20 protein-coding genes are annotated in these 23,167 nt (G+C 70.3%); 2 read left to right on the top strand and 18 right to left on the bottom strand.

The genetic code is table 11. The features are described from left to right. Positions 1-28 precede the first annotated feature (28 nt). The 15 genes from QFZ29_RS00905 to QFZ29_RS00835 all read right to left on the bottom strand — a co-directional run bounded on the left by QFZ29_RS00905 (position 29) and on the right by QFZ29_RS00835 (position 15,536). On the bottom strand, positions 29-754 hold the full coding sequence (locus QFZ29_RS00905) for a hypothetical protein (protein ID WP_306892364.1): 726 nt from the start codon (positions 752-754) through the stop codon (positions 29-31). 45 nt (positions 755-799) lie between these two features. After that, positions 800-1,720, bottom strand: a complete 921-nt coding sequence (locus QFZ29_RS00900; RefSeq protein ID WP_306892363.1) for a bile acid:sodium symporter family protein — start codon at positions 1,718-1,720, stop codon at positions 800-802. A 75-nt stretch (positions 1,721-1,795) separates the two neighbouring features. Continuing rightward, positions 1,796-3,163: an aminotransferase class V-fold PLP-dependent enzyme gene (locus tag QFZ29_RS00895; protein WP_306892362.1), complete on the bottom strand. Its 1,368-nt coding sequence runs from the start codon at positions 3,161-3,163 to the stop codon at positions 1,796-1,798. Between the two features lie 100 nt (positions 3,164-3,263). Beyond that, positions 3,264-3,920, bottom strand: coding sequence for an alkylhydroperoxidase domain protein (locus tag QFZ29_RS00890; protein ID WP_306892361.1), 657 nt, complete (start codon positions 3,918-3,920; stop codon positions 3,264-3,266). Then, complete coding sequence (locus tag QFZ29_RS00885; protein ID WP_306892360.1) at positions 3,917-4,513, bottom strand: CMD domain protein; 597 nt, start codon at positions 4,511-4,513, stop codon at positions 3,917-3,919. Before QFZ29_RS00885 ends, QFZ29_RS00890 begins: the two co-directional genes overlap by 4 nt. 63 nt (positions 4,514-4,576) lie before the next feature. Continuing rightward, positions 4,577-5,623 (bottom strand): putative FMN-dependent luciferase-like monooxygenase, encoded by a 1,047-nt coding sequence (locus tag QFZ29_RS00880; protein ID WP_306892359.1) that lies wholly within the window; start codon positions 5,621-5,623, stop codon positions 4,577-4,579. Then, positions 5,620-7,269, bottom strand: coding sequence for a dipeptide ABC transporter ATP-binding protein (locus tag QFZ29_RS00875; protein WP_306892358.1), 1,650 nt, complete (start codon positions 7,267-7,269; stop codon positions 5,620-5,622). The genes QFZ29_RS00880 and QFZ29_RS00875 overlap by 4 nt, the downstream gene beginning before the upstream one ends. Next, a complete protein-coding gene (locus QFZ29_RS00870; RefSeq protein ID WP_306892357.1) occupies positions 7,266-8,063 on the bottom strand; it encodes an ABC transporter permease in 798 nt (265 codons plus the stop codon). Before QFZ29_RS00870 ends, QFZ29_RS00875 begins: the two co-directional genes overlap by 4 nt. Beyond that, positions 8,060-8,998: an ABC transporter permease gene (locus tag QFZ29_RS00865; protein ID WP_306892356.1), complete on the bottom strand. Its 939-nt coding sequence runs from the start codon at positions 8,996-8,998 to the stop codon at positions 8,060-8,062. Before QFZ29_RS00865 ends, QFZ29_RS00870 begins: the two co-directional genes overlap by 4 nt. Before the next feature lie 98 nt (positions 8,999-9,096). Then, positions 9,097-10,737: a TIGR04028 family ABC transporter substrate-binding protein gene (locus QFZ29_RS00860; protein WP_306892355.1), complete on the bottom strand. Its 1,641-nt coding sequence runs from the start codon at positions 10,735-10,737 to the stop codon at positions 9,097-9,099. Positions 10,738-10,832: 95 nt separating this feature from the next. After that, the gene (locus QFZ29_RS00855) at positions 10,833-12,257 is read right to left on the bottom strand and encodes an NtaA/DmoA family FMN-dependent monooxygenase (RefSeq protein WP_306892354.1); all 1,425 of its coding nucleotides are present in this window, start codon (positions 12,255-12,257) and stop codon (positions 10,833-10,835) included. Between the two features lie 171 nt (positions 12,258-12,428). Further along, complete coding sequence (gene msuE / locus QFZ29_RS00850; RefSeq protein ID WP_306892353.1) at positions 12,429-13,019, bottom strand: FMN reductase; 591 nt, start codon at positions 13,017-13,019, stop codon at positions 12,429-12,431. Positions 13,020-13,148: 129 nt separating this feature from the next. Continuing rightward, positions 13,149-14,261, bottom strand: coding sequence for a fatty acid desaturase family protein (locus QFZ29_RS00845; RefSeq protein WP_306892352.1), 1,113 nt, complete (start codon positions 14,259-14,261; stop codon positions 13,149-13,151). A 193-nt stretch (positions 14,262-14,454) separates the two neighbouring features. After that, positions 14,455-14,919 carry a MarR family winged helix-turn-helix transcriptional regulator gene (locus QFZ29_RS00840; RefSeq protein WP_306892351.1) on the bottom strand — a complete coding sequence of 155 codons (465 nt, stop codon included), beginning with the start codon at positions 14,917-14,919 and terminating at the stop codon, positions 14,455-14,457. After that, positions 14,919-15,536: a DJ-1/PfpI family protein gene (locus QFZ29_RS00835; RefSeq protein ID WP_306892350.1), complete on the bottom strand. Its 618-nt coding sequence runs from the start codon at positions 15,534-15,536 to the stop codon at positions 14,919-14,921. The genes QFZ29_RS00840 and QFZ29_RS00835 overlap by 1 nt, the downstream gene beginning before the upstream one ends. 250 nt (positions 15,537-15,786) lie before the next feature. Here QFZ29_RS00835 and QFZ29_RS00830 point away from each other — a divergent pair, with 250 nt between their 5' ends. After that, positions 15,787-17,412 (top strand): stealth family protein, encoded by a 1,626-nt coding sequence (locus QFZ29_RS00830; RefSeq protein WP_306892349.1) that lies wholly within the window; start codon positions 15,787-15,789, stop codon positions 17,410-17,412. Between the two features lie 25 nt (positions 17,413-17,437). Here QFZ29_RS00830 and QFZ29_RS00825 read toward each other — a convergent pair whose 3' ends face one another. After that, positions 17,438-18,826 carry an FAD-binding oxidoreductase gene (locus tag QFZ29_RS00825; protein ID WP_306892348.1) on the bottom strand — a complete coding sequence of 463 codons (1,389 nt, stop codon included), beginning with the start codon at positions 18,824-18,826 and terminating at the stop codon, positions 17,438-17,440. Positions 18,827-19,000: 174 nt separating this feature from the next. Next, the gene (locus tag QFZ29_RS00820) at positions 19,001-19,942 is read right to left on the bottom strand and encodes a phosphodiesterase (RefSeq protein ID WP_306892347.1); all 942 of its coding nucleotides are present in this window, start codon (positions 19,940-19,942) and stop codon (positions 19,001-19,003) included. A 246-nt stretch (positions 19,943-20,188) separates the two neighbouring features. On the opposite strand from QFZ29_RS00820, the gene QFZ29_RS00815 reads away from it, so the two are divergent. Further along, on the top strand, positions 20,189-21,256 hold the full coding sequence (locus QFZ29_RS00815) for an alpha/beta hydrolase (RefSeq protein ID WP_306892346.1): 1,068 nt from the start codon (positions 20,189-20,191) through the stop codon (positions 21,254-21,256). 71 nt (positions 21,257-21,327) lie between these two features. Here the strand turns inward: QFZ29_RS00815 and QFZ29_RS00810 are convergent, their stop codons facing one another. Beyond that, positions 21,328-23,142 (bottom strand): DEAD/DEAH box helicase, encoded by a 1,815-nt coding sequence (locus QFZ29_RS00810; RefSeq protein WP_306892345.1) that lies wholly within the window; start codon positions 23,140-23,142, stop codon positions 21,328-21,330. Positions 23,143-23,167: the final 25 nt, after the last annotated feature.

Raw genomic sequence — 23,167 nt, 5'->3', positions numbered from 1 at the left:
GCATCTCCCCTCGTGCGCTGCTTCCAGTCTACGAACCGGGCGCGACGCGCCACTCGACCTCCGAAGATCGCGGGCCCCAGCTCGCGACGACGATGTCATCGGGCAGCGCCCGGGACGGCCTCGCCCCGTGGCGGATGTCGTCGACCGAGATCCACCTCGTGAGCCCGTAGGTGTCGAACCGCTCTCGCGAGGTGCACGTCGCGAACCAATCGAAGAAGAACTCCCGCCGCGAGAGCAGGCACACCTGGTCGCCGTCGAGCATGGCCCAGAACTCGTAGCCGACGACGTGGCCGAGCGAGCGGAGCACCACGGCGCCCCTCGCCTCCAGGTGAGCGCCCACCACCACCTCGCGAGCGCGGTCCCGTTCCTCAGCGGTCGGCGGCCGGTCGAACACCTCGAGGCCGCGCGGCGGGGAGAGCGCCTCCCGCACGGGGGCGAGCACCGCCAGTCCGACGGCGACGAGCAGGATAGCCGCGGCCGCGACGAGGAACGCCCATCCCCGCGACAACCGACGGCGGCGCGGCGGCGAAGCTGCAGGTGCCGTCGCCGCCGCGGCCCCCGACACTGCAGCCTCGGCGCGGCGGCCCGGGCCGAGATCCTCGGGGCCCGGGCCGTCCGAGCCCTCGCGCGCCCCGAGCTCCCGCTCGACGGCCGCGAGCTCGGCCGCGACGGCAGCGGGCGGCTCGCCTGGCGCGCCGTAGACGATCCGCCGCAACTCGTCTCGGCGACGTTCCAGGTCGTCCTCGGTTGCCATCTCCCGTCCTGGTTGCCGGCGACGGATGCCCCGCTGCCGGGTGGTTCAGCTCCCCGGTGGTTGCGCGACCCGCCGCACCGTGGGCACGGCGATCGCGGCGGCATCCGTCTCGGCACTCCCTCTCTCGCGGATGAGGAACCCGAACGCGAGCGCGATGAAGAACATGAGCACGCCGTAGACCGCGGCGGGCAGGCTCATCTCGACGCTCCCGATCACCGTCTGGGCGATCACGATCGCGAGCGTCGCGTTGTGGATGCCGATCTCGAACGAGCTCGCGACCGCTTGCGTCGAGTTGACGCGCAGCAGTCGCGGCACGAGGTAGCCGACGGTGAGGCTCAGCAGGCAGAAGGCGATCGTGATGCCGGCGAGGCGGCCCGCGTTCTCCAAGAGCAGCTCGCGGTTCTCGACGATCGCCCCGGCGATGACGATCACGAGGATGACGACGGATGCGATGCGCACGGGCTTGTCCATGCGGTCGGCGAAGCCCGACCGCCACCACCGTACGAGCATGCCGAGCACGATGGGGATGAGCACGATCGCGAACACCTCCACGCTCTTCGCGAGCTGCAGGCCGAGCTCGTCGTTCCCGGGCAGGAAATAGCCGATCGCGAGGTTCGTGATGAGCGGCAGCGTGACGACGGCGAGCACCGAGTTGATCGCGGTGAGTGAGATGTTCAGGGCGACATCGCCGCGGAACAGGTGACTGTAGAGGTTCGCGGTGGTGCCGCCGGGCGATGCCGCGAGCAGCATCATGCCCACAGCGAGCACGGGCGGCAATCGGAAGAGCAGCACGAGCGCGAGACAGACAGCGGGCAGCGCGACGATCTGGCAGAGGAGGGCGACGACCACGGCCTTCGGATGCTTCGCGACACGCGAGAAGTCGCCCGGTGTGAGCGAGAGGCCCAGGCCGAACATGATGATGCCGAGGGCGACGGGCAATCCGATGGAGGTCAACACTGAGTCCATGCGCTCAGTGTGGCGCATGGATGACGCCGTGGGAATGCCCCCGAATACGCGACGGTCGGCGGAACCGACCGTGCCTCAGTCGAACGCCGGCCGGGGCCGATCGTCGTCGACGGGGCACCAGCCGGCCGTCGAACGCTCGTAGGCGTGGGCCGGGCCGTCGGCGATGAGCGTGGCCAGCGCGGCGAGGAACCGGTCGACGTCGTCGCCGGACGTGCCCGCGCCGAGGCTCGCGCGAAGCCCGTTGGCCCTCGTCGCGACTCGGTCGAAGAAAGGGTGGGCGCAGAACCGGCCCGCGCGCACCGAGATGCCGTGCTCGGCGGCGAGCGCCGCGGCGAGCCGCCCCACCGAGCCGCGCTCGAGCTCGATGGTCGCGATGCCGAGCCGGTCGTCGGCGTCGTCGAAGCCGCGGATGACCCGGATGCCGCGTTGCGCGGTGAGCCCCGCGTGGAGGCGATCGGTGAGGGCCTGCTCGTGACTCGCGCGCGCCGCCTCGCCGAGCCGTTCGAGCTCGGTGAGTGCGCGAGCGAGCGCCGCGATGCCGATCACGTTCGGCGTGCCCGCCTCGTGGCGGTCGGCGCCCCGCTTCCAGTCGGCGCCGTCGACGCGCACGGCGGCGACCGCTCCCCCGCCGGCGAGGTACGCGGGCGCCGCGTCGAGCCAGTCGGCGCGCCCGACGAGCGCACCTGCGCCGAACGGCGCGTACGCCTTGTGTCCGGAGAAGGCGAGGTAGTCGACTCCGGATGCCGCGATGTCGACCCTGCGGTGCGGCAGCAGTTGCGCGGCGTCGATCGCGACTCGCGCGCCTCGCGCGTGGGCGAGCTCGGCGAGCCTCGCGATGGGCAGCACCTCGCCCGTGACGTTCGACGCGCCCGTCACCGTGAGCAGCGCGGCCGGACATCGGGCGAGCTCGGCGTCGAGCGCGTCGAGCGTCTCGGCGATCGTGCGGCGGGCGACGACGACGCGCCGCGCATCGGCACGCCACGGCAGCAGGTTCGCGTGGTGCTCGAGGTCGAGGACGACGGTGTCGCCCGGCACGGCGCTCGCGAGCAGGTTGAGCGCGTCGGTCGTGTTTCGAGTGAAGACGACGAGGTCGTCGTCGCGGGCACCGACGTGGCGGGCGACCGTGCCGCGGGCCTCCTCGACGAGCGTCGTCGAGAGCTGCGACGGGTAGCCCGCGCCGCGGTGCACGCTCGAGTAGTAGGGCAGCACTCGTGCGACGTGTGCGCTCACGGCCTCGAGCGCGGGCGCTGAGGCGGCGACGTCGAGGTTGACGTGGCGCACGAATCCGCCGCCGAGCACCGGCACCTCGAGGCCGGCGTCGGCGAGCACGGCGAGCGGCCCGAGAGTGGCAGGCGCCGCAGGCCCCGCAGTGGGCGCGGCATCCGTCAGCACTCGTCGAGGCGCCGACAGCATCGCCGTCGTTGGCTCCTCGATGCCGATCATGGTGCGCACTCCTCGCAACTCGTGTGGCACGAGGCTACGGATGCCGCGGCAACCCCTCAACCGTGAGACGCCGCACGGTGTCACGCCGCGCAACATTCGGTCACGGAAGGGGCGGTGCGTCCTCAGGTTCGCCGAGCGAGAGCATGAGCCGGTTCGCCCAATTGAAGAACGCCGCCGAGTGGATGACGTCGGAGATCGCCTGCTCGCCGAACCCCGCGTCCCGCAGGGCGTCGAGGTGCGCCGGCTCGAGCCTCGACGGGGTCGCGGCGAGCGCGACGGCCGCGTCGATCACGGCACGCCACGCGGCATCCTGCGCCGCATCGACCCCCTCGTCGAGCAACCGCTGCACGTCGTCGTGGCGCTTCGAGTGATGCGTCGCGAATCGCGCGTGCACCGAAGCGCAGAAGATGCAGCCGTTGAAGCGGCTCGTCGCGGCCGCTGCGAGCTCGCGCTCGGCGCGCGGCAGACCGTCGCTCGCGTTGTAGAAGATGTCCTTGTCGGTGAGCGTGCGCGCCCTCAGGATGTCGGGATCGCGCACGAGCAGCCGGAAGTAGTCGCTCTTCACCCGCGAGCGGTCGACGAGCCCTGCATGCTGGCGCTCGGTGAGCGTCGCCTCGTCGGCCGGCTCGAGCCACGGCAGCCAGCCCAGCTCCGCTTGCGTGAAGGCACGGGGCACGGCTGCGCCGGGGTGCTCGAGGATGCGGGCGGGCGTGCCGGTCGCGGCATCCGTCGCCTCGTCGATGATCTGCTCGGTCATGCTGCGTCCTCCGTGGTGAGCAAGCGGAGCCCCGCGGCCACGCGCAGCTGGAACGCGAGGAACGACACGAGCTGGGAGAGGGTGACGATGCCGTCGGTCGACCAGCCCGCGTCGGCGAGCCGGGCGAGCGCGGCGACCGAGGACTCGCGCGGGCGGAACACGAGCAGGTGCGCGTGCTCGAGGGCGGCGCTGAGGCGGTCGCCGAGTGCGGCGCGCACCTCGTCGTCGACCGCGAACCGCGGCCCTGGCACGCTCTCGCGGGTGAGCGGGCCGTCGGCCGGGTAATCGCCATACGGGCCTGTCGTGCGCGCGGCGCCCGCGAGCCGGTCGATCCCGTCGGCGAGCCGGTCGCCCGCCGCCTCGCGGGTGAGCACCCCATAATGGGCGGTCGCCACCTGGTCCGCGTGCAGGGCGGCGACGAACTGGGCGACGGCCGCACGCTCCGCGAGGCTCGCGTGGGTCTCGTCGATCACGGTGAAGAGGGCGTCGTAGCTCGCCTGGGCGTTGTCGCGGGTCGCGGGGCGGTGCCGGCGCAGTGCGTCGACGCTCCCGCCCGGCCGCACGCCGGCGAGCCGGTCGATGATGTCGGTCATGGTGCTTCCTTCTCTCTGAGTGGGCGAATGTCTTCGGTTCCTGACGCCGCCGACGGCGTGCTTCTACGAATTCGATCCGGTGGCGGATGCCGCGAGCGCGCCGTTTCGGTCGCCGAGCCCGGTGCCCCAGCCGAGCGCCGGAGCGACCTCGGTCGCGATGAGCTCGATCGAGCGCAGCACGAGCTCGTGCGGCGGATCGACCGAGTGCACCTGGAACGCGACCTCCGTCGCCTCGGCGGCCGCCGAGTCGCGTGCGAGCGATTCGATGACCTCCGCGGGCGTGCCGACGTGGGTGTCGTAGCTCGCGATGAGTTCGTCGAGGGTGTCGCCGAGCGGCGGCTGCCCGGCTCGTGCGAATCCGGCGGCGGCGCGGCGGAGTCCGCGCTCCGCGAAGCGCCGCGCCTCGTCACGGGAGTCCGCGACGAAGAGCGTGCGGGACGCGAGGATCCGCGGCGGCACCCCGCCGGGCAACGCCTCGCGGTAGGCGTCGATCACGGGCAGCTGGAGCTCCGAGAGCGTGCGGCGCGGGGCATCCGCTGGCCTCGGTTGCGTGCGCGAGAGCATGAGGCCGTGCCCTGCCCGGCCCGCGCGCGTGCCGCCGAATGCCGAGAACGTCGCCTGCCAGACTCGCCCGAGGAGATCCCGGCCGGGCGGTTGGAGGTGGTTCGCGGGGTCGCCCAGCTCACCGCCGGCGAGCGCGGCGACGAGGGCATCGAGCTTCTCGGCGAACACGCGCCCGCGATCCTCGGAGCGTTCGCCGAACGCCCGGAACGACGCGGGCGTCGAGCCCGAGCCGATGCCGAGCTCCACGCGCCCTCCCGAGAGCAGGTCGAGCACCACGGCATCCTCGGCGACCCGTACCGGGTCCTCGAGCGGCAGGGTCACGACGCCCGTGCCGAGCCGGATGCGACTGGTCGACGCGGCCGCGTGCGCGAGGAACACGAACGGCGAGGGCAGCCCGCCCTCCGCCGCGTGGAAGTGGTGCTGGGCGACCCACGCGGAGTCGAAGCCGTGGCGCTCGGCCGCGACGATCTGCTCCGTCGCGATGCGGTACCGCTCGGCGGCGGATGCCTCGTCGAGGAGCCGGGTGAAGAAACCGATGCGAGTCATGCGAATGCCTCTCGTGTGGGCGCTGCCCGTCGGGGAACCGCGGCGAGCAGTTCCCGGGTGTACTCGTGCTGTGGTGCGCGGAAGACCTGCTCGGTCGGCCCGCTCTCGACGATGCGGCCGTGGCGCATGACCGACACCGAGTGGCTGATGCGCTGGACGACCGCGAGGTCGTGCGAGATGAAGAGGTAGCTGAGGCCGAGTTCGCCCTGCAGGTGCTCCAGGAGCTCGAGGATGCGGGCCTGCACCGTCACGTCGAGGGCGGAGACGGCCTCGTCGAGCACGACGAGCTCGGGCTCGAGCGCGAGGGCCCGCGCGATCGCAACACGCTGCCGCTGCCCGCCCGAGAGTTCCGCCGGGCGATGGGTCGCGACCTGCGCCGGCAGGGCGACGCGGTCGATCAGGCGCGCCGCGGCATCCGCACGCGAGCGCCGGTCGCCGACGCCGAAGTTCCGCAGCGGCTCGGCGATGATCTCCGCGACGGTCTGCCGCGGGTCGAGCGAGGCGAACGGATTCTGGTAGACGAGCTGCACCCTGCGGCGGAATGCGCGCTTCGCCGCGCCCGTCAGCGTCGTCACCTCGGTGCCGCCGAGCTCGACCGAGCCGGCGTCTGGGGTGATGAAACGGGAGACGATGCGCGCCGTGGTGGTCTTGCCCGAGCCCGACTCGCCGACGATCGCGTGCGTCGTGCCGCGCAGCACGCGGAACGAGACCTCGTCGACCGCGCGGAACGGCTCCCGGCCACGTCCGACGGGGTAGGCCTTCGTGAGCCCGGATGCCGCGAGCGCGAACGGGTTCTCGGCAGCGGCGACCCCGGCATCGCGCAGGTACAGGGGTGGCCGCGGGTGGCGGAACGCGTGCTCGGCGAGCCCTGGGGCATCCGCCAGCAACCGTTGCGTGTACGCCTCCGCGGGCGCGTCGAGGAGCGACTGGGTGCGCCCCTGTTCGACGATGCGGCCATGCTGCATGACGACGATTCGCTCGGCCCGCTCGGCGGCGACCCCGAGGTCGTGGGTCACGAGGAGCACCGCGGTGCCGTGCTCTCGCCGAAGCTCGTCGATGAGGTCGAGTATTCGCCGTTGCACCGTGACGTCGAGCGCACTCGTGGGTTCATCGGCGATGACGAGCTCGGGCGAGAGGGCGACCGCATTGGCGATGAGCACGCGCTGCCGCATGCCGCCCGAGAGCTCGTGCGGGTACTGGCGGGCGCGCAGCACCGGGTCGTCGAGGCCGACGCGCTCGAGCAGCTCGAGCACGCGGCCGCGCACCGAGCGCCGGTCGCCGCGACCGTGGATGCGGAAGGTGTCGGCGAGCTGCACGCCGATCGGGCGCACGGGGTTCAGCGACGAGACCGGATCCTGCGGGATGTAACCGATGCGGGCACCGCGCACGCTCTCGAGCCGTCGGTCGCTCCAGCCCGCGAGGTCGGTGCCCGAGAGACGCACGGCGCCCGACTCGATGCGGCCGCCGGAAGGCAGCAGTCCGAGCACGGCACTCGAGGTCGTGGTCTTGCCCGACCCGGACTCGCCGACGAGCGCGACGACCTCGCCGGGGTGCACCTCGAAGGAGACGTCGTGCACGACCCGCCGCGACCCCGCCGAATTGCGATAGGCGATGTCGAGGTGCTCGAGTTCGAGGAGCGCGTTCATCTGGACCTCCCGAGGGATTGGCTGATGCGGTTGGCCGAGAGCACGACGGCCACGACGACGAGGCCGGGCAGCACGGTGAGCCACCAGGAGGTGGCGACGTAATTGCGGCCCTCGGCGATGAGCAGGCCCCACTCGGGCGTCGGCGGCGGAGCGCCGTAGCCGAGGAAGCCGAGGGTGGAGATCGCCAAGATCGCCGTGCCGAACTGCAGGGCGGCGAGTCCGACCACGGCGGTGAGCGAATTCGGCAGCACGTGCCGGAGGAGTACCGCGTGCAGTCTCGCGCCCGAGCCGAATGCGGCCTCGACGTACTCGCTCTGCCGCACCCGGACGACCTCCGACCGGGACACCCGGGCGAACGCCGCGATCGAGCCCACACCTACCGCGATCGCGGCATTCACGGTTCCGAAGCCGAGCAGGATGATGATGCTGAGCGCGAGCAGCAGCCCCGGAATCGCGAGCAGCACGTCGACGAGCCGCATGATCGCCGCGTCGACGACGCCGCCGAGCGACCCGGCCAGCACGCCGAGCAGCGTGCCCGCGACGAGTCCCACCGTCACCGCGACGAACGCGCCCGACAGGGAGTGCACCGCGCCGTGGACCACGCGAGTGAAGAGGTCACGGCCGATCGCGTCGGTGCCGAAGAGGTGCGCGAGGCTCGGCCCCTGCAGCTTCTCCGCCGGCACGCCGCTGATCGGGTTCTGTCCGGTGAAGAGCCAGGGCACGATCGCCCAGGCGATCGCGATCGCGATGACGAGCCACGCGAGCGCAAGGCCCGGGCGGATGTCTGCGCTCATGCCGCCACCGCCTTCCGCTTCAGCCTGGGATCGAGGATCGGATACACGAGGTCCACGACGAGGTTCACGAGCACGAACACGAGCGCGGCGAGGATCACGATCGCCTGCAGCACGGGCACGTCCTGGTTGGCGACGGCCTGCTCGGTGAGCCGGCCGATGCCCGCCCGCCCGAAGACCGTCTCGGTGACGACGGCGCCGCCGATGAGCTCGCCGACGAGCACGCCCGCGATCGTGACGGCGGGCAGCAGCGCGTTGCGGGCGACGTCTCCCCAGAGCACGCGTGCCGGGCCGGCTCCCTTCGCTCGCACGACCGCGACGAACGGCGAGAGCTGCACCTCGTCGATCGATCGGGCGAGGATCTGCGCGAGCGGAGCCGAGATCGGGATGGCGAGGGTGAGCACCGGGAGGATGAGCGCCTGCGCGGGGTCGGCGCCGATCACCGGCACGAGTCGGAGCTGGAACGAGAAGACCTGGATGAGCACGATGCCGAGCCAGAACACCGGCACGGAGACGAAGACGCCCGGCAGCGCCCGGAGCCCCCGCCGGAGCCAGCCGAACGGCGCGAGCGTGGAGAGGAACGCGAGGGCGACGGCGAGCAGCACCGCGGTGAGGAACCCGAGCCCAGCGAGTGCGAGCGTGTCGGGCAGGGCCGAGCCGATGAGCTCGTGCACCGGCGTGCCGTATTGCACCGAGTACCCGAAGTCGCCCTGCAGGAATCCCGCCACCGTGTGCAGGAACTGCTGCAGCGGCGGCACGTCTGCGCCGTAACTCGCCCGGATGTCGGCGATCTGCTCGGGCGAGAGGCCCAGCTCGGGGCTCTCGAACTTGATGAGGATCGCGTCGCCCGGCAGCGCCTGCAGCAGCACGAACGTCGCCGTGAACGCGATCGCGAGCACGATGAGTGCTTGCGCGGTGCGGCGTGCGAGGTAGGCCATGGGAAGCTCCTTCCGACGATGGTGGGGTCGATGCGGTGGGAGGTGGCGCGGCGGATGCGCGGGGTCGTGTCCCGGCATCCGCCGCACCGGGGTGCCGGCTACTGCTTGTCGAGCCAGGTGTCGTAGAACTGCGGACGGGCGACGGCCTCGGTCGTGAACCCGTGCACGTACGGCGCCGCTCCGTAGACCTGCGGCTCCTCGAAGAGCGGGATGACGTAGGCCCGCTCGGTCAGGTAGTCCTGCACGGCGGCGGATGCCTCGTCACGCTTCGCGGGGTCGGGCTCGGATGCCACGACCTCGAGCAGCCGGTCGAGCTCGGCGTCGTTCGAGAGCAGCGTGTTGCGGTTCCTCGTGTGGTACTGGCTCTTGATCACGTCGTTGTCGGCGCGTCCGACCATCGAGTGGTAGAGCGGGGTCGCGAGCGGGTCGAGGATGTCGGTCGCGTAGCTGCCGGCATCCGCCGCCTTCACCTCGAGCTCGACGCCGATCTTCGCGAGCTGCTGGCTCACGAGCTCGAGGGTCTGCTTCGAGAGCGGCTGCGGCTTCGCCTCGTAGACGGTGAGCGAGAGGCGCTCGCCGTCCTTCTCACGGATGCCGCCGGCGCCGACCGTCCATCCGGCCTCCTCGAGCAGTTCCTCGGAGAGCGAGGGGTCGTAGGCCAGCGCGTCCGACTCGTCGGTGTAGCCCTTCGCCGTCGAGGCGAGCTCCGACGTCGCAACGGGGTAGTTCTCGGTGAAGATCGTGTCGACGACCTCCTGGGCGTCGACGCCGTGCACGAGCGCCTGCCGCACCCGGATGTCGCTCAGCAGCGGGTTCGTGAACCGCAGCCCGAGCGAATTGTTCACGCCTCGCGTGGGAGCCGCGACGATCTCGAAGCCCGCGCCCGACACCTGTGCCTCGTCGAAGGCCTGCACGTAGCGGATCGCATCCGCCTGGCCGGCGAGGAGCGAGCCGATGCGCACACTGTCCTCGGGCGTCACGACGACGTCGATCGCATCGAGGTACGCGCGACCCTGGTGCTCGAACGACGGCGGAGCCCAGTCGTAGTCCTCACGCGCCTCGAGGTGGAGCGAGGTGCCGATCTCCTCCTCGGTGACGACGAAGGGACCTGAGCCGACGATCTCGGTCGACGAGCCGGCACCGAAGTCCTCGAGCCTGCGGTCGAGCGTGGCCGGCGAGAGCAGGCCCGAGTTGATGGTCGACGTCGCCTGCAGGAAGCCGGGCGCGGGTGCCGAGAACCGGAACGTCACGGTGTCGGCGTCGACGACCTCGCTCGAGGCGTAGTTGTTGATCGCTTCCGAGATCGTGAGGCCGAGCTCGGTGTTGCCGAGCCCGTACGTGTCGAAGTTCTTCGCCACGGCGGCCGCGTCGAGCGGCGTGCCGTCGGAGAAGGTCACGTCGTCTCGGAGCTCGAAGGTGTACTCCGTGGCATCCGCGTTCACGGTCCATTCCTCCGCGACCCATGGCTCGATCTCGAGCGACTCGGGGTCCTGCCACGTGAGGCGGGAGGTGATGTTGTTCACGATGCCGCCGTTCGGGTAGAAGCCGGCCTGCGGCGGGTACAGCGTCGTGTGCGGCTGGTGCTCGAGGTAGGTGAGGGTGCCGCCGGTGACGGGCTCACCGGCGGCGGCGGCGGCATCCGCGCTCCCGGCTTGCGCTGCGCAGGAGGCGAGCAGGGCGGTGGTGGCGAGTGCCGCGAGGCCGGCGGCGGCGATACGGCGTGGTCGTTGCGTTGGCATGAGCTGGGATTCCTTCGGTCGGGAACGGAGCAGATACGCCCTTGGTGAGGGCGGTTCGATTGAAGCTACGGACGCCGCCGCGCGGTCTCAATCGATCAACGACTGACGCCGTCACGCCGCGAAACGCTCGGAAATACTGGGTCACCGGGCGTCACGTGCACGCTCGCCGAACGCTCGAGACCGAGGTGATCACGCAGTGTCTCGCCCTCGTATTCGGTCGGGAACACGCCCCGTCGCTGCAACTCGGGCACGACCCCGAGGGCGAACGCCTCGAACTGCGCGGGTTGCACGGCCGACAGCACGTTGAACCCGTCGACGGCACCGGCGTCGCCCCACGCTTCGAACTCCGCGGCGATCTCCACGGCCGTACCGACGATCATCGAGGCATTGACGGATGCCGCGACGACGAGGTGCCGCAGGGTCGGCGGGCGCTCCCCCAGGGGAGTGCGCCCCGTGCGCTCTCCGACGATCTCGACGAGCTCCTGCCCCGCGGCGCTGAAGCCCGCGATGAGCGACGGCGTCACGGCGCGATCAGGTGAGCGCCCCGTGAGGTCGACGCCGACGAGCGTCGAGAGCTGCGCGAGCGAGCGATTCGCCGGGAAGGCCTCGGGCGGACCGTCGGGCCAGTCCTCGGCGATCTGCACGAGTTCGCTGAGCTCGTCGGCGATCGATTGCGCGTGCTCGCGGGTCTCGCCGACGATCGGCAGCACCGGCGCAATCACCTTCAACGTGCGGTCGTCGCGGCCCGACTCGAATGCGAGCGCACGCAGCTCCTCGCGGATCGCCGCGGCCTGCGCCATCCCCGACACGGCGACGAGTGCGAGGTCGGCGCTCTGCGCGGCGAAGAGCCGGGAACGGGGCGAGGTGCCCGCGTGCACGATCGGCAGGTGACCCTGTACCGGGCGGGCGACGTTGAGCGGCCCCGTCACGCTGAGATGCGAGCCGTGGAAATCGGTGGCGTGCAGGCGCGAGGGATCGAGGTAGACCCCGCTCGCGGCATCCGCGACGATCGCGTCGTCGTCGAACGAGTCCCAGAGCCGGCGCAGCACGAGTTCGAACTCGACGGCCCGGTCGTAGCGTGTCTCGTTCGCCACGTGGAAGTCGCGGCCGTGGTTGCCCGCCGCCCGCGGTTCGGCACCGGTCACGAGGTTGAGTCCCGCGCGGCCGCCGCTCAGGAGGTCGGCCGAGGCGGTCGACCGGGCGAGCGAGTACGGGTCGGCATACGTGGTGTTCGCGGTGGCGATGAGACCGATGCGCTGCGTCACGCCGGCGAGGTAGGTGATCGCGCTGATCGGGTCGATGCGCGCGACCAGGTATGGGTCGCGGAACTCGAGGTCGTGGCCCGTCGCGAGCCAGTCGCCGAAGAACAGGTAGTCGAGGCGCGCCGCCTCGGCGACCTCGGCAGCCCGTCGGAGCACCGCGGCATCGCCGCGCGGATCGCGGTGCGCCCCCGGATACCGCCAGCCGCTCGGGTAGGCGCCGATCGCGCGGACCATTGCGCCGATGATGAGTCGTGACATGTCGACCTCCCTGCACCCGACGCTAGGGACGGCAAGCGGATGCCGCGACGACACCCGTCACACGAGGGAACCGGCCGTCACACGCCTCAACGGCGCGTCATCTGCCGTCACGCCTGACGCACGGAAGCGCCCGGTGGGCCCGCCGGCGCACTGTCGGGCAGCGGCATCCGCTCACCAGATGGCGACGTACTCCGAGACGGTGTCGGGGAGGATCGCCGCGCGCACCACCGGCAGCCCCCGGCTCACGGCTTGACCGATCCGCTCACGCAGGGCCGGCGCCTCGATGCGATAGTCGACGAAGTCGGCGTCGCTCGCGTACACGCCGATCGGCAGGGTGATGGCCTGGAAGAACGAGAACAGGGGCCGGAACTGGTGGTCGATGATGAGCGAGTGCCGGTCGCTGCCACCGGTGGCGGCGAGCAGCACCGGCGTGTCGATGAGCGAGTACTGCCCCACGAAGTCGAAGACATGCTTGAACAGTCCGGTGAACGAGGCCCGATAGACCGGGCTCGCGACAATGAGCAGCGTTGCGGACTCGATCCGGCGCACTGCCGCCTCGGCCGTGGGGCTCAACTCCTCGCGGCGCAACGCACCCGAGAACTCCCGCCCGATCTCTCCCAGCTCGATGAGCTGCGTCTCGACCTCGACGTGGTCGCCGAGGGCCGCGGCGAACTGGTCGAGGATCTCGGAGACGAGCACGGTGGTCTTCGACGGCGAGTGCAGGCTGCCGGAGACGGCGACGAGTGAGACGACGGGCGACATGCTCCGACGCTAGGCACGACGAGCGGATGCCGCCACGAGGCGTGACGCGCGACGTAAGTGCGCGTCATCCGGCGCCATACGACGTCGCCGTGCGAGATGCCGGCACCGACCGACCGCTCGGGCGACCGCTCAGATGCTCGAGCGCTGCGCCAGGAGCGGGCATTCGAACGGATCCCGCTCGCCGAGGCCGACCCGGTTGATGTAGCGGAACACGATCGCGTAGGACTCCAGGAGCGTCACCTGCGTGTACGGCACGTCGTGGTCGCGGCAGTACTCCCGGATGATGGGGGCCGCGCGCCGGAGGTGCGGGCGCGGCATCGAGGGGAAGAGGTGGTGCTCGACCTGGTAGTTGAGGCCGCCCATGGCGAAGTCCATCACCCGGTTGCCTCGGATGTTCCGGCTCATGAGCACCTGCCTCCGGAGGAAGTCGAGCCGCGTTCCCTTCGGGACGAGCGGCATGCCCTTGTGGTTCGGGGCGAACGCCATTCCCATGTAGAAGCCGAACAGGCCGAGCTGGATCGCGAGGAACACGGCCGCCTTGTCGGGAGAGAGCACGAGGAACACGATCGTGAGGTAGCCGATGATGCGGATCGCGAGGAACGCGATCTCGACCGGGCGCCGGGCGACGTGCTCCCGCGCGAAGACACGGTGCACGCTCGAGGCGTGCAGGGAGAGGCCCTCGAGCAGCAGGATCGGGAAGAAGAAGGCGCCCTGGTGCGCGATGAGCCAGCGCAGGAGCGCCGGCCGCCGCCGCACCGCCTGCTCGGGCGTGAACGCGACGACGGGCAGGTCGATGTCGGGATCCGTGTCGATCTGGTTCGGGTTCGCATGATGGCGTGTGTGCTTGTTCTGCCACCAGCCGTAGCTCATGCCGACGAAGAGGTCGCCGATGATCAGGCTCGCCCAGTCGTTCCATCGCCCCGAGCGGAAGATCTGGCGGTGCGCGGCATCGTGCCCGAGGAATGCGATCTGGGCGAAGAGCACGGCGAACCCTGCGGCGGTGAGCATCTGCCACCAGCTGTCGCCGATCCAGACGAACAGCGCCAGGGCGCCGGTCACCGCGAGGGGAACGCCGATGAGCTTCGTCCAGTAGTAGCCGTAGCGCCGGCGCATGAGCCCGGCATCCTTGATGCGGCGTGCCAGCTCGGTGAAGTCGCTCGTCGGCGACGCCTTGGATCCGTCTGGAGCGGGCCGTGTGTGACGAACACGCGTGTGGCGGACATTGCCGGTTTCGGGGGTCATGATGACCTCCTCTCAACTGCCGCACGCGGGGTCTGGGCACGCGGACTCAGGCGGGCAGGGCGATGGACTCCGACCTCGATGGCGGGACCACATGCTTTCAGGCTACGCCGGTGGTATTCGGCGGCGAATAGGCCTTGGCTGACTCACAGCAGCGCTGTAAACTCCGCCACTCCGCCACGCCGACGGCGCGTCGTCACGCGTCGGCGCCGCGCACCTCGCGAGACGCGGCGACGATGCTGAGCAGGATCGCCCGTGCTGCACGCAGCTCCTCCGCGCCGATCATGCCGCCGACCGCATCCGCCCACGCGCGCTGTGCGGCGCCGAGCCGGGCGACTGCCGCGCGCCCCTCGGCCGTCGGCTGCAGGAGCTTCGCCCGGCGATGCCTGGGGTTCTCGGTGTATTCCGCCCAGCCGCGCCCGACGAGCAGGTCGGCGGTACGCTGCACGCTCTGCCGAGCGAGCCCGAGCCCGACGCGTCGCGCGATCTCGGCAACCGGGAGGCCCTCGTCGAGGGTCGCGCCGAGCACTTGCCATTGCGCGGGAGTGAGGCCCGCCGGCTCGGCGATCTCGCGAGCGGCTTCGAGGAACTCCCCGTTGAGCTCGAACACGGGCAGCACGAGCTCGGTCAGCGCGTCGCCCGCGGCTGAGCGGCGCGCCATCATACCGCCCCGACGAGCTGGTCGTAGTACTTCCGCTCGCCGGTCGTGTACAGGCCGTACCACGCGTCGATGACGGGCTGCGGCAGCGCCCCGAGCGCCTCGAAGATGGCCTTGGCGAAGTCGATGGGCGCCGTCGCCCCCGCGGTGATGACGCCCGCGTCGGTCACGGCAGCGGCGTCGGAGTAGAGCGACCCCCCGGTGTACGACTCGGTCATGCCGACGAAGTCGGGCGCGTTGCTCGTGTGGCGACGCTTGTTCAAGAGGCCGGCGCGAGCGAATCCGAGCGTCGCGCCGCAGATCGCCGCGATGGGCGTGCCCTGCCGCTCGAGCTGCGCGGCGAGCGCGAGCACCTCGTCGTGGCCCTCGGCCCACGTGTCGGCGCCCGGCATGATGAGCAGGCCGATGCGCTCGGGATCGAGTTCGGCGAGGCTCACCTCGGGGCGTAACCGCAGCCCGCCCATCGTCACGACCTCGTCGGTGGACTCGGCGGCCACGACGAGCCGGATCGCGGGGCTCATGCCGAGCCCGGCCACGGCATAGCCGTACTCCCAATCGGCCATGGTGTCGGTCGCGTAGAGCACGACGAGCTTGGTGTTCACGTCAATGTTTGTCAGCATGCTGTCATGCTCCCGCATTGACAGGATGCTGTCAAGAACTCGCACAATTCGGCGCCCGATCAGATACCCTGTCGATCCCGCGTGGTGAAGGCGCCTCGCGGCCGTACAATCAGAGCACTGCGCATCTCGCGCCCACACCACCACCCCTGGAGGCAACCGCTCCGTGACGAGACCCCGCGATCGAACACCTGACCGGCAGCCGCACGATGGGCATGCGTTCGCGAGGAGGGAACCCTCTCCCGCCCCGCCGATGCGGCTGAGCGATGCGTCGGAACTCGTGCTCGTGGCATCCGCCCCGCGCCTGTCACGGTTCGATCGCGACGACCTCGTCATCCGCAAGGGCCAGTACGCGCTGCGCAACGGCCACATGACGCCGCACGAGTCGATGGTCGAAGACCTGCGCGCCGTCGGCGACGCCCTCGACGCGGCCGGCATCCCGTTCCTCCTCGTGCGCGGCAACGACGATCGCCTCGTGATCGCCGTCGATCGCGCCGAGCGCAAGGCGGTGGCCAGCGCGTTCGCCGAGGCGTTCGTGAACGAGCCGTTCTACGCGGCGACCATCGAGCCCCAACGGGCGGCCGACTCGCACCCCGTGCTGCTCGCCGACGGACGCCTCTCCTCGCACCGCAAGCCCACCGTGTTGCGCGTGCACCGGCCCCGCGTCGAACCCGCCGGGCGCTTGCGCTACGGCAAGGAGACCGCGGTGCAGCTCGAGTTCTGGCGCTTCGGCGACGAGACCATCGAGGCGCCCGTCGAGAACGCGCTCATGCGCCGAACGCTCCCCCGGTCCGAGGCCACCGACGACGTCGTGCAGCTGCACGGCCGCGAGTGGCCGACCCTCGAGCACATGTTCGCGCCGCTTGCGAGCGACGTCGACTTCGAGATCGACATGGTCTTCTCCTGGGTCGACGGCTCGAGCGACGAGTTCGTGCGCGAGCGCGCGAAGCGCATGCAGAGCTACGTCGTCGGAGAGGGCGATGACTCCGAGGCGCGCTACCGCCAGATCGACGAGCTGAAGTACGCGCTCCGCTCGGTGCACCTGTTCGCACCCTGGGTGCGACGCATCTTCATCGCCACCGACTCGCCCGCACCGAGCTGGCTCGCGAAGCATCCGAAGGTCACGCTCGTTCGCAGTGAAGAGATGTTCGCCGACACCTCCGTGCTGCCGACGCACAACTCGCACGCCGTCGAGAGCCAGCTGCACCACATCGAGGGCCTCGCCGAGCACTTCCTCTACTCGAACGACGACATGTTCTTCGGCCGGCCCGTGAGCCCGTCGCTGTTCTTCTCGCCGGGTGGCATCACGAAGTTCGTCGAGGCGTCGACCCGCATCGGACTCGGCGGCACCCACCCCGGGCGCAGCGGCTTCGAGAACGCCGCGCGCGTCAACCGGGCCCTCTTGCGCGACAAATTCGGCAAGGTCACCACGCGCCACCTCGAGCACTGCGCGGCTCCGCTGCGCAAGAGCGTCATGGCCGAGCTCGAGCAGGCGTTCCCTGAAGAGTTCCGGCGCACGGCCGCGAGCCGCTTCCGCTCGGCCACCGACATCTCGGTGACGAACTCGCTCTACCACTACTACGCGCTGCTCGCCGGGCATGCCGTCGTGCAGACCGATGCGCGCGTGAAGTACATCGAGACGACGCTGCGCCAGGCGCTGCCCGCGATGAAGCAGCTCCTGAAGCGCCGCAACCAAGACATGTTCTGCCTGAACGACGGGAGCTTCCCCGAGCTCGACGTCGAAGAGCGAACGAGCGCCGTCATCGACTTCCTCGAGGGGTACTTCCCGTTCGCTGCGCCGTGGGAGAAGCAGGCGACGGATGCCGCGGCTCGCACGCACGCGATCGTCGACGTGGCGTCATCCGACCTCACCGCCTGAGCCGAAGGGCGGCGCCCGGCACGGATCAGCCGGCGACCGATGCCGCCGGTACGATGTTCTGGTTGACGTGGAAGAGGTTTCCCGGGTCGTACGTTGCCTTCACGTCGGCCAGGCGCGCGTAGTTCGTGCGGTAGTTGTCGGCGATGCGCGACTGATCGTCGGCATCCATGAAGTTGATGTATCCGCCGGCCTCCGCGTACGGATGCAGAGCCTCCCAGTAGTCACGCACCCACCGGATGTTGTCCGCATCGTCGGCCGGATCGTGCCACTGGCCGGCGATGGCGGGCGCGAAGCCGACATTCCGGTAGGAGAACGCGGTCGCGTCAGGCGCCACCCGCTGGACGGCGCCGTCGATCGGGTAGAAGTGATTCGCGCACTCCATGCTCGGAATCCGGCTGCCGAAGTCGGCGGCGACGCGGAGTGCGTCGTCGCTCAGCGTGCGGAGGAAGTCCGCCTTCCAGTACGCCTGCATCCCCTTCGGCTGGAGCGGATCGAAGAGCGTGTTGAGAGCCGGATAGGGCAGTGGCCCGAGGAACGAGCCGAGCACGGGTGCAGCATCGAGGAGCGGCCGCCACGCCTTCTCGCCCTCGTCGAGGGGTCCCGTCCATGCCCCCACGATCACGCAGACGGGCGTCCCGTGCCACTGTTCCGGCAGGAATGGCACGGGCGGGCCCTGGTGGAAGCCATAGAAGGCGCCGAACTCCTCCGGCGCTGCCGCGATGAAGTCCCGGTAAAACTCTCCGACCGTTTCACCGTCTTCTGCGGAGTAGATGATCACCCCGCCATAGATGATGTCGACGGGATGAAGTCGGTAGCGGAACGACGTCACGACCCCGAAGTTCCCGCCGCCACCGCGCAGCGCCCAGAACAGGTCCGCATTCCGGTTCTCATCGGCCGTGAGGAACCCCCCGTCTGCAGTCACGACATCCGCCGAGATGAGGTTGTCGCAAGACAGGCCGTACTTCCGGGCCAGATATCCGATTCCGCCGCCGAGGGTGAGACCTGCGATGCCGGTCGAGCCGATGATTCCGCCGGTCGTCGCGAGGCCGAATGCATGCGTGGCATGGTTGAAGTCGGCCCACGTCGCCCCCGGCTCGGAACGAGCCGTTCGATCCTCGGGGTCGACATGCACGCCGATCCGATCGGCGAAGTCGATGACGATCCCGTCATCGACGGTGCCGAAACCGGGAGCGCTGTGACCCCCGCCGCGGATGGCGAGGTCGAGGCCGTTGTCCCTTGCGAAGCCGACGGTGGCGATGACATCGGTCACCTGGGACACCTTCACGACGGCGAGCGGCCGCCGGTCGATCATCCCGTTGAAGACCGATCGGGCGTCGTCGTAGTCGGGGTCTTCGCGGTCGATGACGCGTCCCCGCACATTCTCGCGAAGCCCTCCGAGTTCGATGGTGGACATGGTGCGCTCCTTTGCGGGGTTGCCGACCCGACACCCTGCTCGTCAGCACCGTCGCACGTCCAGTGGTCCGACACTCAGGCGTCGTACGAATCCGGTCTACGCCCCGGAATGCACGCCGTCAAGCGGAAGGCGCAGCGACCGCCACCCGACCTGCAATGGAAGCCGTCGCGCAGCTCAGCCGGCGAACACCGGGATCGGCATGGTGAACGGCGGCTCGGGCGTGTGCGCCGGCGTCGTGGCATCCGCGATCCTGACGCCCGAAGCCTGGATTCGGCGCGAGCTCTCGTCGGCGTCGACCCAGTCGAGCGTCGGGAACGAGCCGAGTGGCACGACCGAGTGCAGCACCGTCGTGGGGTAGACGTGCACGAGGTTGAACGCCCGGGCACCGTCGCGTCCGCGCGTGCCGCCGGCGGGCACGTTGAGGTCTTGCGTGTAGCAGCTCGCCGATGCGACCGAGACCGGCACGCCCGCGAAGGTTGCCGTCGAGGAGTAATGCAGGTGACCGGCGATGATCGAGCGGATGTCGCTGCCCTCGACGACCTCGGCGAGCCCCGCCTGGTCGCGCAGCTCCACACTCGCCGCGAGGTCGAGCACGCTCGGCACGGGCGGGTGGTGCATCGCGAGGATCGTGCCGTGGGGCGCCGAGATGCTGAGCTCTTCGGCAAGCCAGTCGAGCTGCGTCGGCGTGACCTCGCCGTGATGATGGCCCGGCACGGTGGAGTCGAGGGTGATGACCCGCAAGCCGTTGACGTCGTCGACGCGGTCGACGGGGCGTGAGCCGCCGCGTTCGGCGAGCAGGCCCCGGCGGAACGCGCTGCGCTCGTCGTGGTTGCCCATCACCCAGATGACCTGTGCGCCGAGCCGGTCGGCGACGGGGTCGACGATGCGGCGAATGCGGTCGTAGGCGTCGGGCTCGCCCTTGTCGGCGAGATCGCCCGTGAAGACGATCGCCTCGGGCCGGCCACCGGATGCCTCGAACTCGTCGAAGAGCGATTGCAGGTGCTGCTCGCTCGTGACGCGATCGTAGAGGAGGCCACCTCCGGCGAGCAGGTGGGTGTCGCTGATGTGGAGGAGGAAGTGGTCCGGCCGGGGGTACTCGGCCGTACGGGTGGTCACGATTCGTCCCATCGATTCGGTTGTCGATGCGCAGCACTGGGCATCTGGCTTGCACACTAGCCGAACATCTCGACCTGAACGCGACGTGAACGCGGGGTGTGACGAAGCCGAATGCCTGTGTCGCCTGCACGCGTCTTGCCGCGACCGGTGCGTCAGAGGCGCGGGGCGACCGAATCTCGGACAGGATGTCGTTGCGGAGCGACGTGGGGGAACGTCGTTGCGGTACGACGTCGAGGGGAGACGCTGTTGTCGTCACGGAGAACACGCACGGGGCTGCCCTCGTGGGGCAACGAGATCTGGCTCAAGCGGGGACAGCGCCGCTTCGTCGGCACGATCGCGAGCATCGCCGTCATCAGCTTCATCGTCACGTGGATCCTCACGCTCACGTCGTGGCCGTCGGCGCTCCTGATCCGCGCCGTCTTCGAGCAGGGCGGGCGTGCGACCGCCGCCGAGATGCAGAAGCACGTGCCCGACACGGCACTCACCGAGCAGCTCGCCGTGCCGTTCGGAGACGACGCCGACGACGCGGGCATCACGTTCGACGTGTACTCCCCGGCCGACGGCGACGAGCCCCTGCCGACCGTCATCTGGATCCACGGCGGCGCCTGGATCTCGGGCAACTCGACGAATGTCGACCCCTACCTGCGCATCCTCGCAGCCGAGGGATACACGACCGTCGGTCTCAACTACACGGTCGGCCCCGAGGCGACCTATCCCACGGCCGTGCACCAGCTGAACGACGCCCTCGCCTTCCTCGACGCGAACGCGGCCGACTATCGCATCGACGCCGATCGCATCGTGATCGCCGGCGACTCCGCAGGCGCCCAGCTCGCGAGCCAGGTCGCGGCGATGTCGACGAATCCCGACTACGCCGACCTCGTCGGCATCGACCCCGCGCTCGATGCCGACCAGCTGGTGGGCACCATCCTGAATTGCGGCGTCTACGACCTCGACGCGATGTCGGAGCTCACCGGCATCGGCGCGTGGGGGTTCAAGATCGCACTCTGGGGCTACACGGGCACGCAGGACTGGTCGCAGAGCCCGTCAGGCGCACTGATGTCGACGGTGGACTTCGTGACCGAGGACTTCCCGACGACCTTCATCTCGGGCGGCAACGGTGACGCGCTCACCTGGCTCCAGTCGGTACCGATGCGCAGCGCCCTCGAGCAGCAGGGGGTGGACGTCACGGCGCTGTTCTGGCCCGCGAGCCACGAGCCCGCACTGCCGCACGAGTACCAGTTCCATCTTGACTCCGGGGAGGCGCAGGAGGCGCTCACCGCCACGATCGAGTTCCTGGGCCGCGTCACGGGCTGACGCGGCGGGTCGCCCGGGCGACGCGGCCGCCGACTCGACGGTCGCCGGGCCATCGATCGCCCGGCCCTGCCCTAGTGCCGGGGCTTCCGATAGGACTTCTCGTCGTCTGAACGCCTGGCGGGCCCGCCGCGGTCGGGCCGCAGCTCGATAAGCCTGCCCGAGATGCGCGTGCTCTCGAGCTTCTCGAAGACCTCGGGGCCGAGATCGGCCGGCAGCTCGACGAGCGAGAAGTCGGGCCGGATCTGGATCGCGCCGAAATCGCCGCGGCTGAGCCCACCCTCGTTCGCAAGCGCGCCCACGATCTGGCGGGGCTCGACCTTGTGGCGCTTGCCGACCGCGATGCGGTAGGTGGACATCGGCGTGTCGCCCGGGCGTGCGCGTCGCTCGGGGCGCTCGGGCCGGTCGCTCGCTCCGCGCCGGTCGCCGCGGTCGCCTCGCTCGGGCCGGTCGCCGCGTGCCGGGCGGTCAGCGCGGTCGGCACGCTCGGTGCGATCACGCTCCTGGCGCGCCTGGCGGTCGGCCTCGGGCGAGAGCAGCAGGGGCGTCTCGCCCTGGGAGACGACGGCGAGCGCTGCGGCCACGTCGACCTCGGGCACGTCGTGCTCCTTGACGTAGTGCCCGATGATGTCGCGGAACCGCTCGATGCGCTCGCCCTGGCCGAGGGCCGCAGTGATCTGGTCGTCGAAGCGAGCCAGGCGCGTGACGTTGACATCGTCGACGCTCGGCAGCTGCATCTGCGTGAGGGGCTGGCGGGTGGCCTTCTCGATCTGGCCGAGCAGGTAGCGCTCGCGCGGGGTGACGAAGCTGATCGCGTCGCCGCTGCGCCCGGCACGGCCCGTGCGTCCGATGCGGTGCACGTAGGACTCCGTGTCGGTGGGGATGTCGAAGTTGACCACGTGGCTGATGCGCTCGACGTCGAGGCCGCGCGCCGCGACATCCGTGGCCACCAGGATGTCGAGCTTGCCGGCCTTCAACTGGTTGACCGTGCGCTCGCGCTGCACCTGTGCGACGTCGCCGTTGATCGCGGCCGCGGAGTATCCACGGGCGCGGAGCTTCTCGGCGAGCTCTTCAGTGACGTTCTTCGTGCGCACGAAGACGATCATGCCCTCGAAGTTCTCGACCTCGAGGATGCGCGTGAGGGCGTCGATCTTCTGCTGGAACGACACGATCAGGTAGCGCTGCGTCGTGTTGACCGACGTGGTCGTCTTGTTCTTGACCGTGATCTCTTCGGGGTCGTGCAGGTACTGCTTCGAGATCCGGCGGATCGGCGCGGGCATGGTCGCCGAGAAGAGCGCGACCTGCTTGTCGTCGGGAGTGTCGGCGAGGATCGTCTCGACGTCTTCGGCGAAGCCCATCTTGAGCATCTCGTCGGCCTCGTCGAGCACGAGGTACTTGAGCTCGGTGAGGTCGAGCGTGCCCTTGTCGAGGTGGTCCATGATGCGGCCCGGCGTGCCGACGATGACGTGCACGCCACGGCGGAGCGCCGAGAGCTGCACCCCGTAGCCCTGCCCGCCGTACACCGGCAGCACGTGAACGCCGCGCACGTGCGCCGCGTACTTCTCGAACGCCTCGCAGACCTGGAGCGCCAGCTCACGCGTGGGCGCGAGCACGAGCGCCTGCGGGGTCTTCTGCGAGACGTCGAGGCGAGAGAGGATGGGCAGCGCGAACGCCGCGGTCTTGCCCGTGCCGGTCTGGGCGAGCCCGACGACATCGCGACCCGCGAGCAACGCGGGGATGGTCGCGGCCTGAATGGCCGACGGCGTCTCGTAGCCGATGTCTTTCAGGGCCTTCAGCACCGGTTCCGAGAGTCCGAGGTCTGAGAATGTCGGCGTGACGGGGGCCTCGTCGGCCGCCTCGCTCTGCGCCGTGGAATCGAGGGATGACATCCTCCCACGGTAGTCCGTCGCGCGG

The organism is Agromyces albus, from assembly GCF_030815405.1.
Classification (GTDB): Bacteria; Actinomycetota; Actinomycetes; order Actinomycetales; family Microbacteriaceae; genus Agromyces; species Agromyces albus_A.
This window is presented reverse-complemented; position numbering and strand designations above follow the sequence as displayed.

Excerpts from the sequence above, each read along its gene's own strand:
- QFZ29_RS00905 (WP_306892364.1), bottom strand. The coding sequence starts at position 754 with ATGGCAACCGAGGACGACCTGGAACGTCGCCGAGACGAGTTGCGGCGG.
- QFZ29_RS00900 (WP_306892363.1), bottom strand. The coding sequence starts at position 1,720 with ATGGACTCAGTGTTGACCTCCATCGGATTGCCCGTCGCCCTCGGCATC.
- QFZ29_RS00895 (WP_306892362.1), bottom strand. The coding sequence starts at position 3,163 with ATGATCGGCATCGAGGAGCCAACGACGGCGATGCTGTCGGCGCCTCGA.
- QFZ29_RS00890 (WP_306892361.1), bottom strand. The coding sequence starts at position 3,920 with ATGACCGAGCAGATCATCGACGAGGCGACGGATGCCGCGACCGGCACG.
- QFZ29_RS00885 (WP_306892360.1), bottom strand. The coding sequence starts at position 4,513 with ATGACCGACATCATCGACCGGCTCGCCGGCGTGCGGCCGGGCGGGAGC.
- QFZ29_RS00880 (WP_306892359.1), bottom strand. The coding sequence starts at position 5,623 with ATGACTCGCATCGGTTTCTTCACCCGGCTCCTCGACGAGGCATCCGCC.
- QFZ29_RS00875 (WP_306892358.1), bottom strand. The coding sequence starts at position 7,269 with ATGAACGCGCTCCTCGAACTCGAGCACCTCGACATCGCCTATCGCAAT.
- QFZ29_RS00870 (WP_306892357.1), bottom strand. The coding sequence starts at position 8,063 with ATGAGCGCAGACATCCGCCCGGGCCTTGCGCTCGCGTGGCTCGTCATC.
- QFZ29_RS00865 (WP_306892356.1), bottom strand. The coding sequence starts at position 8,998 with ATGGCCTACCTCGCACGCCGCACCGCGCAAGCACTCATCGTGCTCGCG.
- QFZ29_RS00860 (WP_306892355.1), bottom strand. The coding sequence starts at position 10,737 with ATGCCAACGCAACGACCACGCCGTATCGCCGCCGCCGGCCTCGCGGCA.
- QFZ29_RS00855 (WP_306892354.1), bottom strand. The coding sequence starts at position 12,257 with ATGTCACGACTCATCATCGGCGCAATGGTCCGCGCGATCGGCGCCTAC.
- msuE (WP_306892353.1), bottom strand. The coding sequence starts at position 13,019 with ATGTCGCCCGTCGTCTCACTCGTCGCCGTCTCCGGCAGCCTGCACTCG.
- QFZ29_RS00845 (WP_306892352.1), bottom strand. The coding sequence starts at position 14,261 with ATGACCCCCGAAACCGGCAATGTCCGCCACACGCGTGTTCGTCACACA.
- QFZ29_RS00840 (WP_306892351.1), bottom strand. The coding sequence starts at position 14,919 with ATGGCGCGCCGCTCAGCCGCGGGCGACGCGCTGACCGAGCTCGTGCTG.
- QFZ29_RS00835 (WP_306892350.1), bottom strand. The coding sequence starts at position 15,536 with ATGCTGACAAACATTGACGTGAACACCAAGCTCGTCGTGCTCTACGCG.
- QFZ29_RS00830 (WP_306892349.1), top strand. The coding sequence starts at position 15,787 with ATGCGGCTGAGCGATGCGTCGGAACTCGTGCTCGTGGCATCCGCCCCG.
- QFZ29_RS00825 (WP_306892348.1), bottom strand. The coding sequence starts at position 18,826 with ATGTCCACCATCGAACTCGGAGGGCTTCGCGAGAATGTGCGGGGACGC.
- QFZ29_RS00810 (WP_306892345.1), bottom strand. The coding sequence starts at position 23,142 with ATGTCATCCCTCGATTCCACGGCGCAGAGCGAGGCGGCCGACGAGGCC.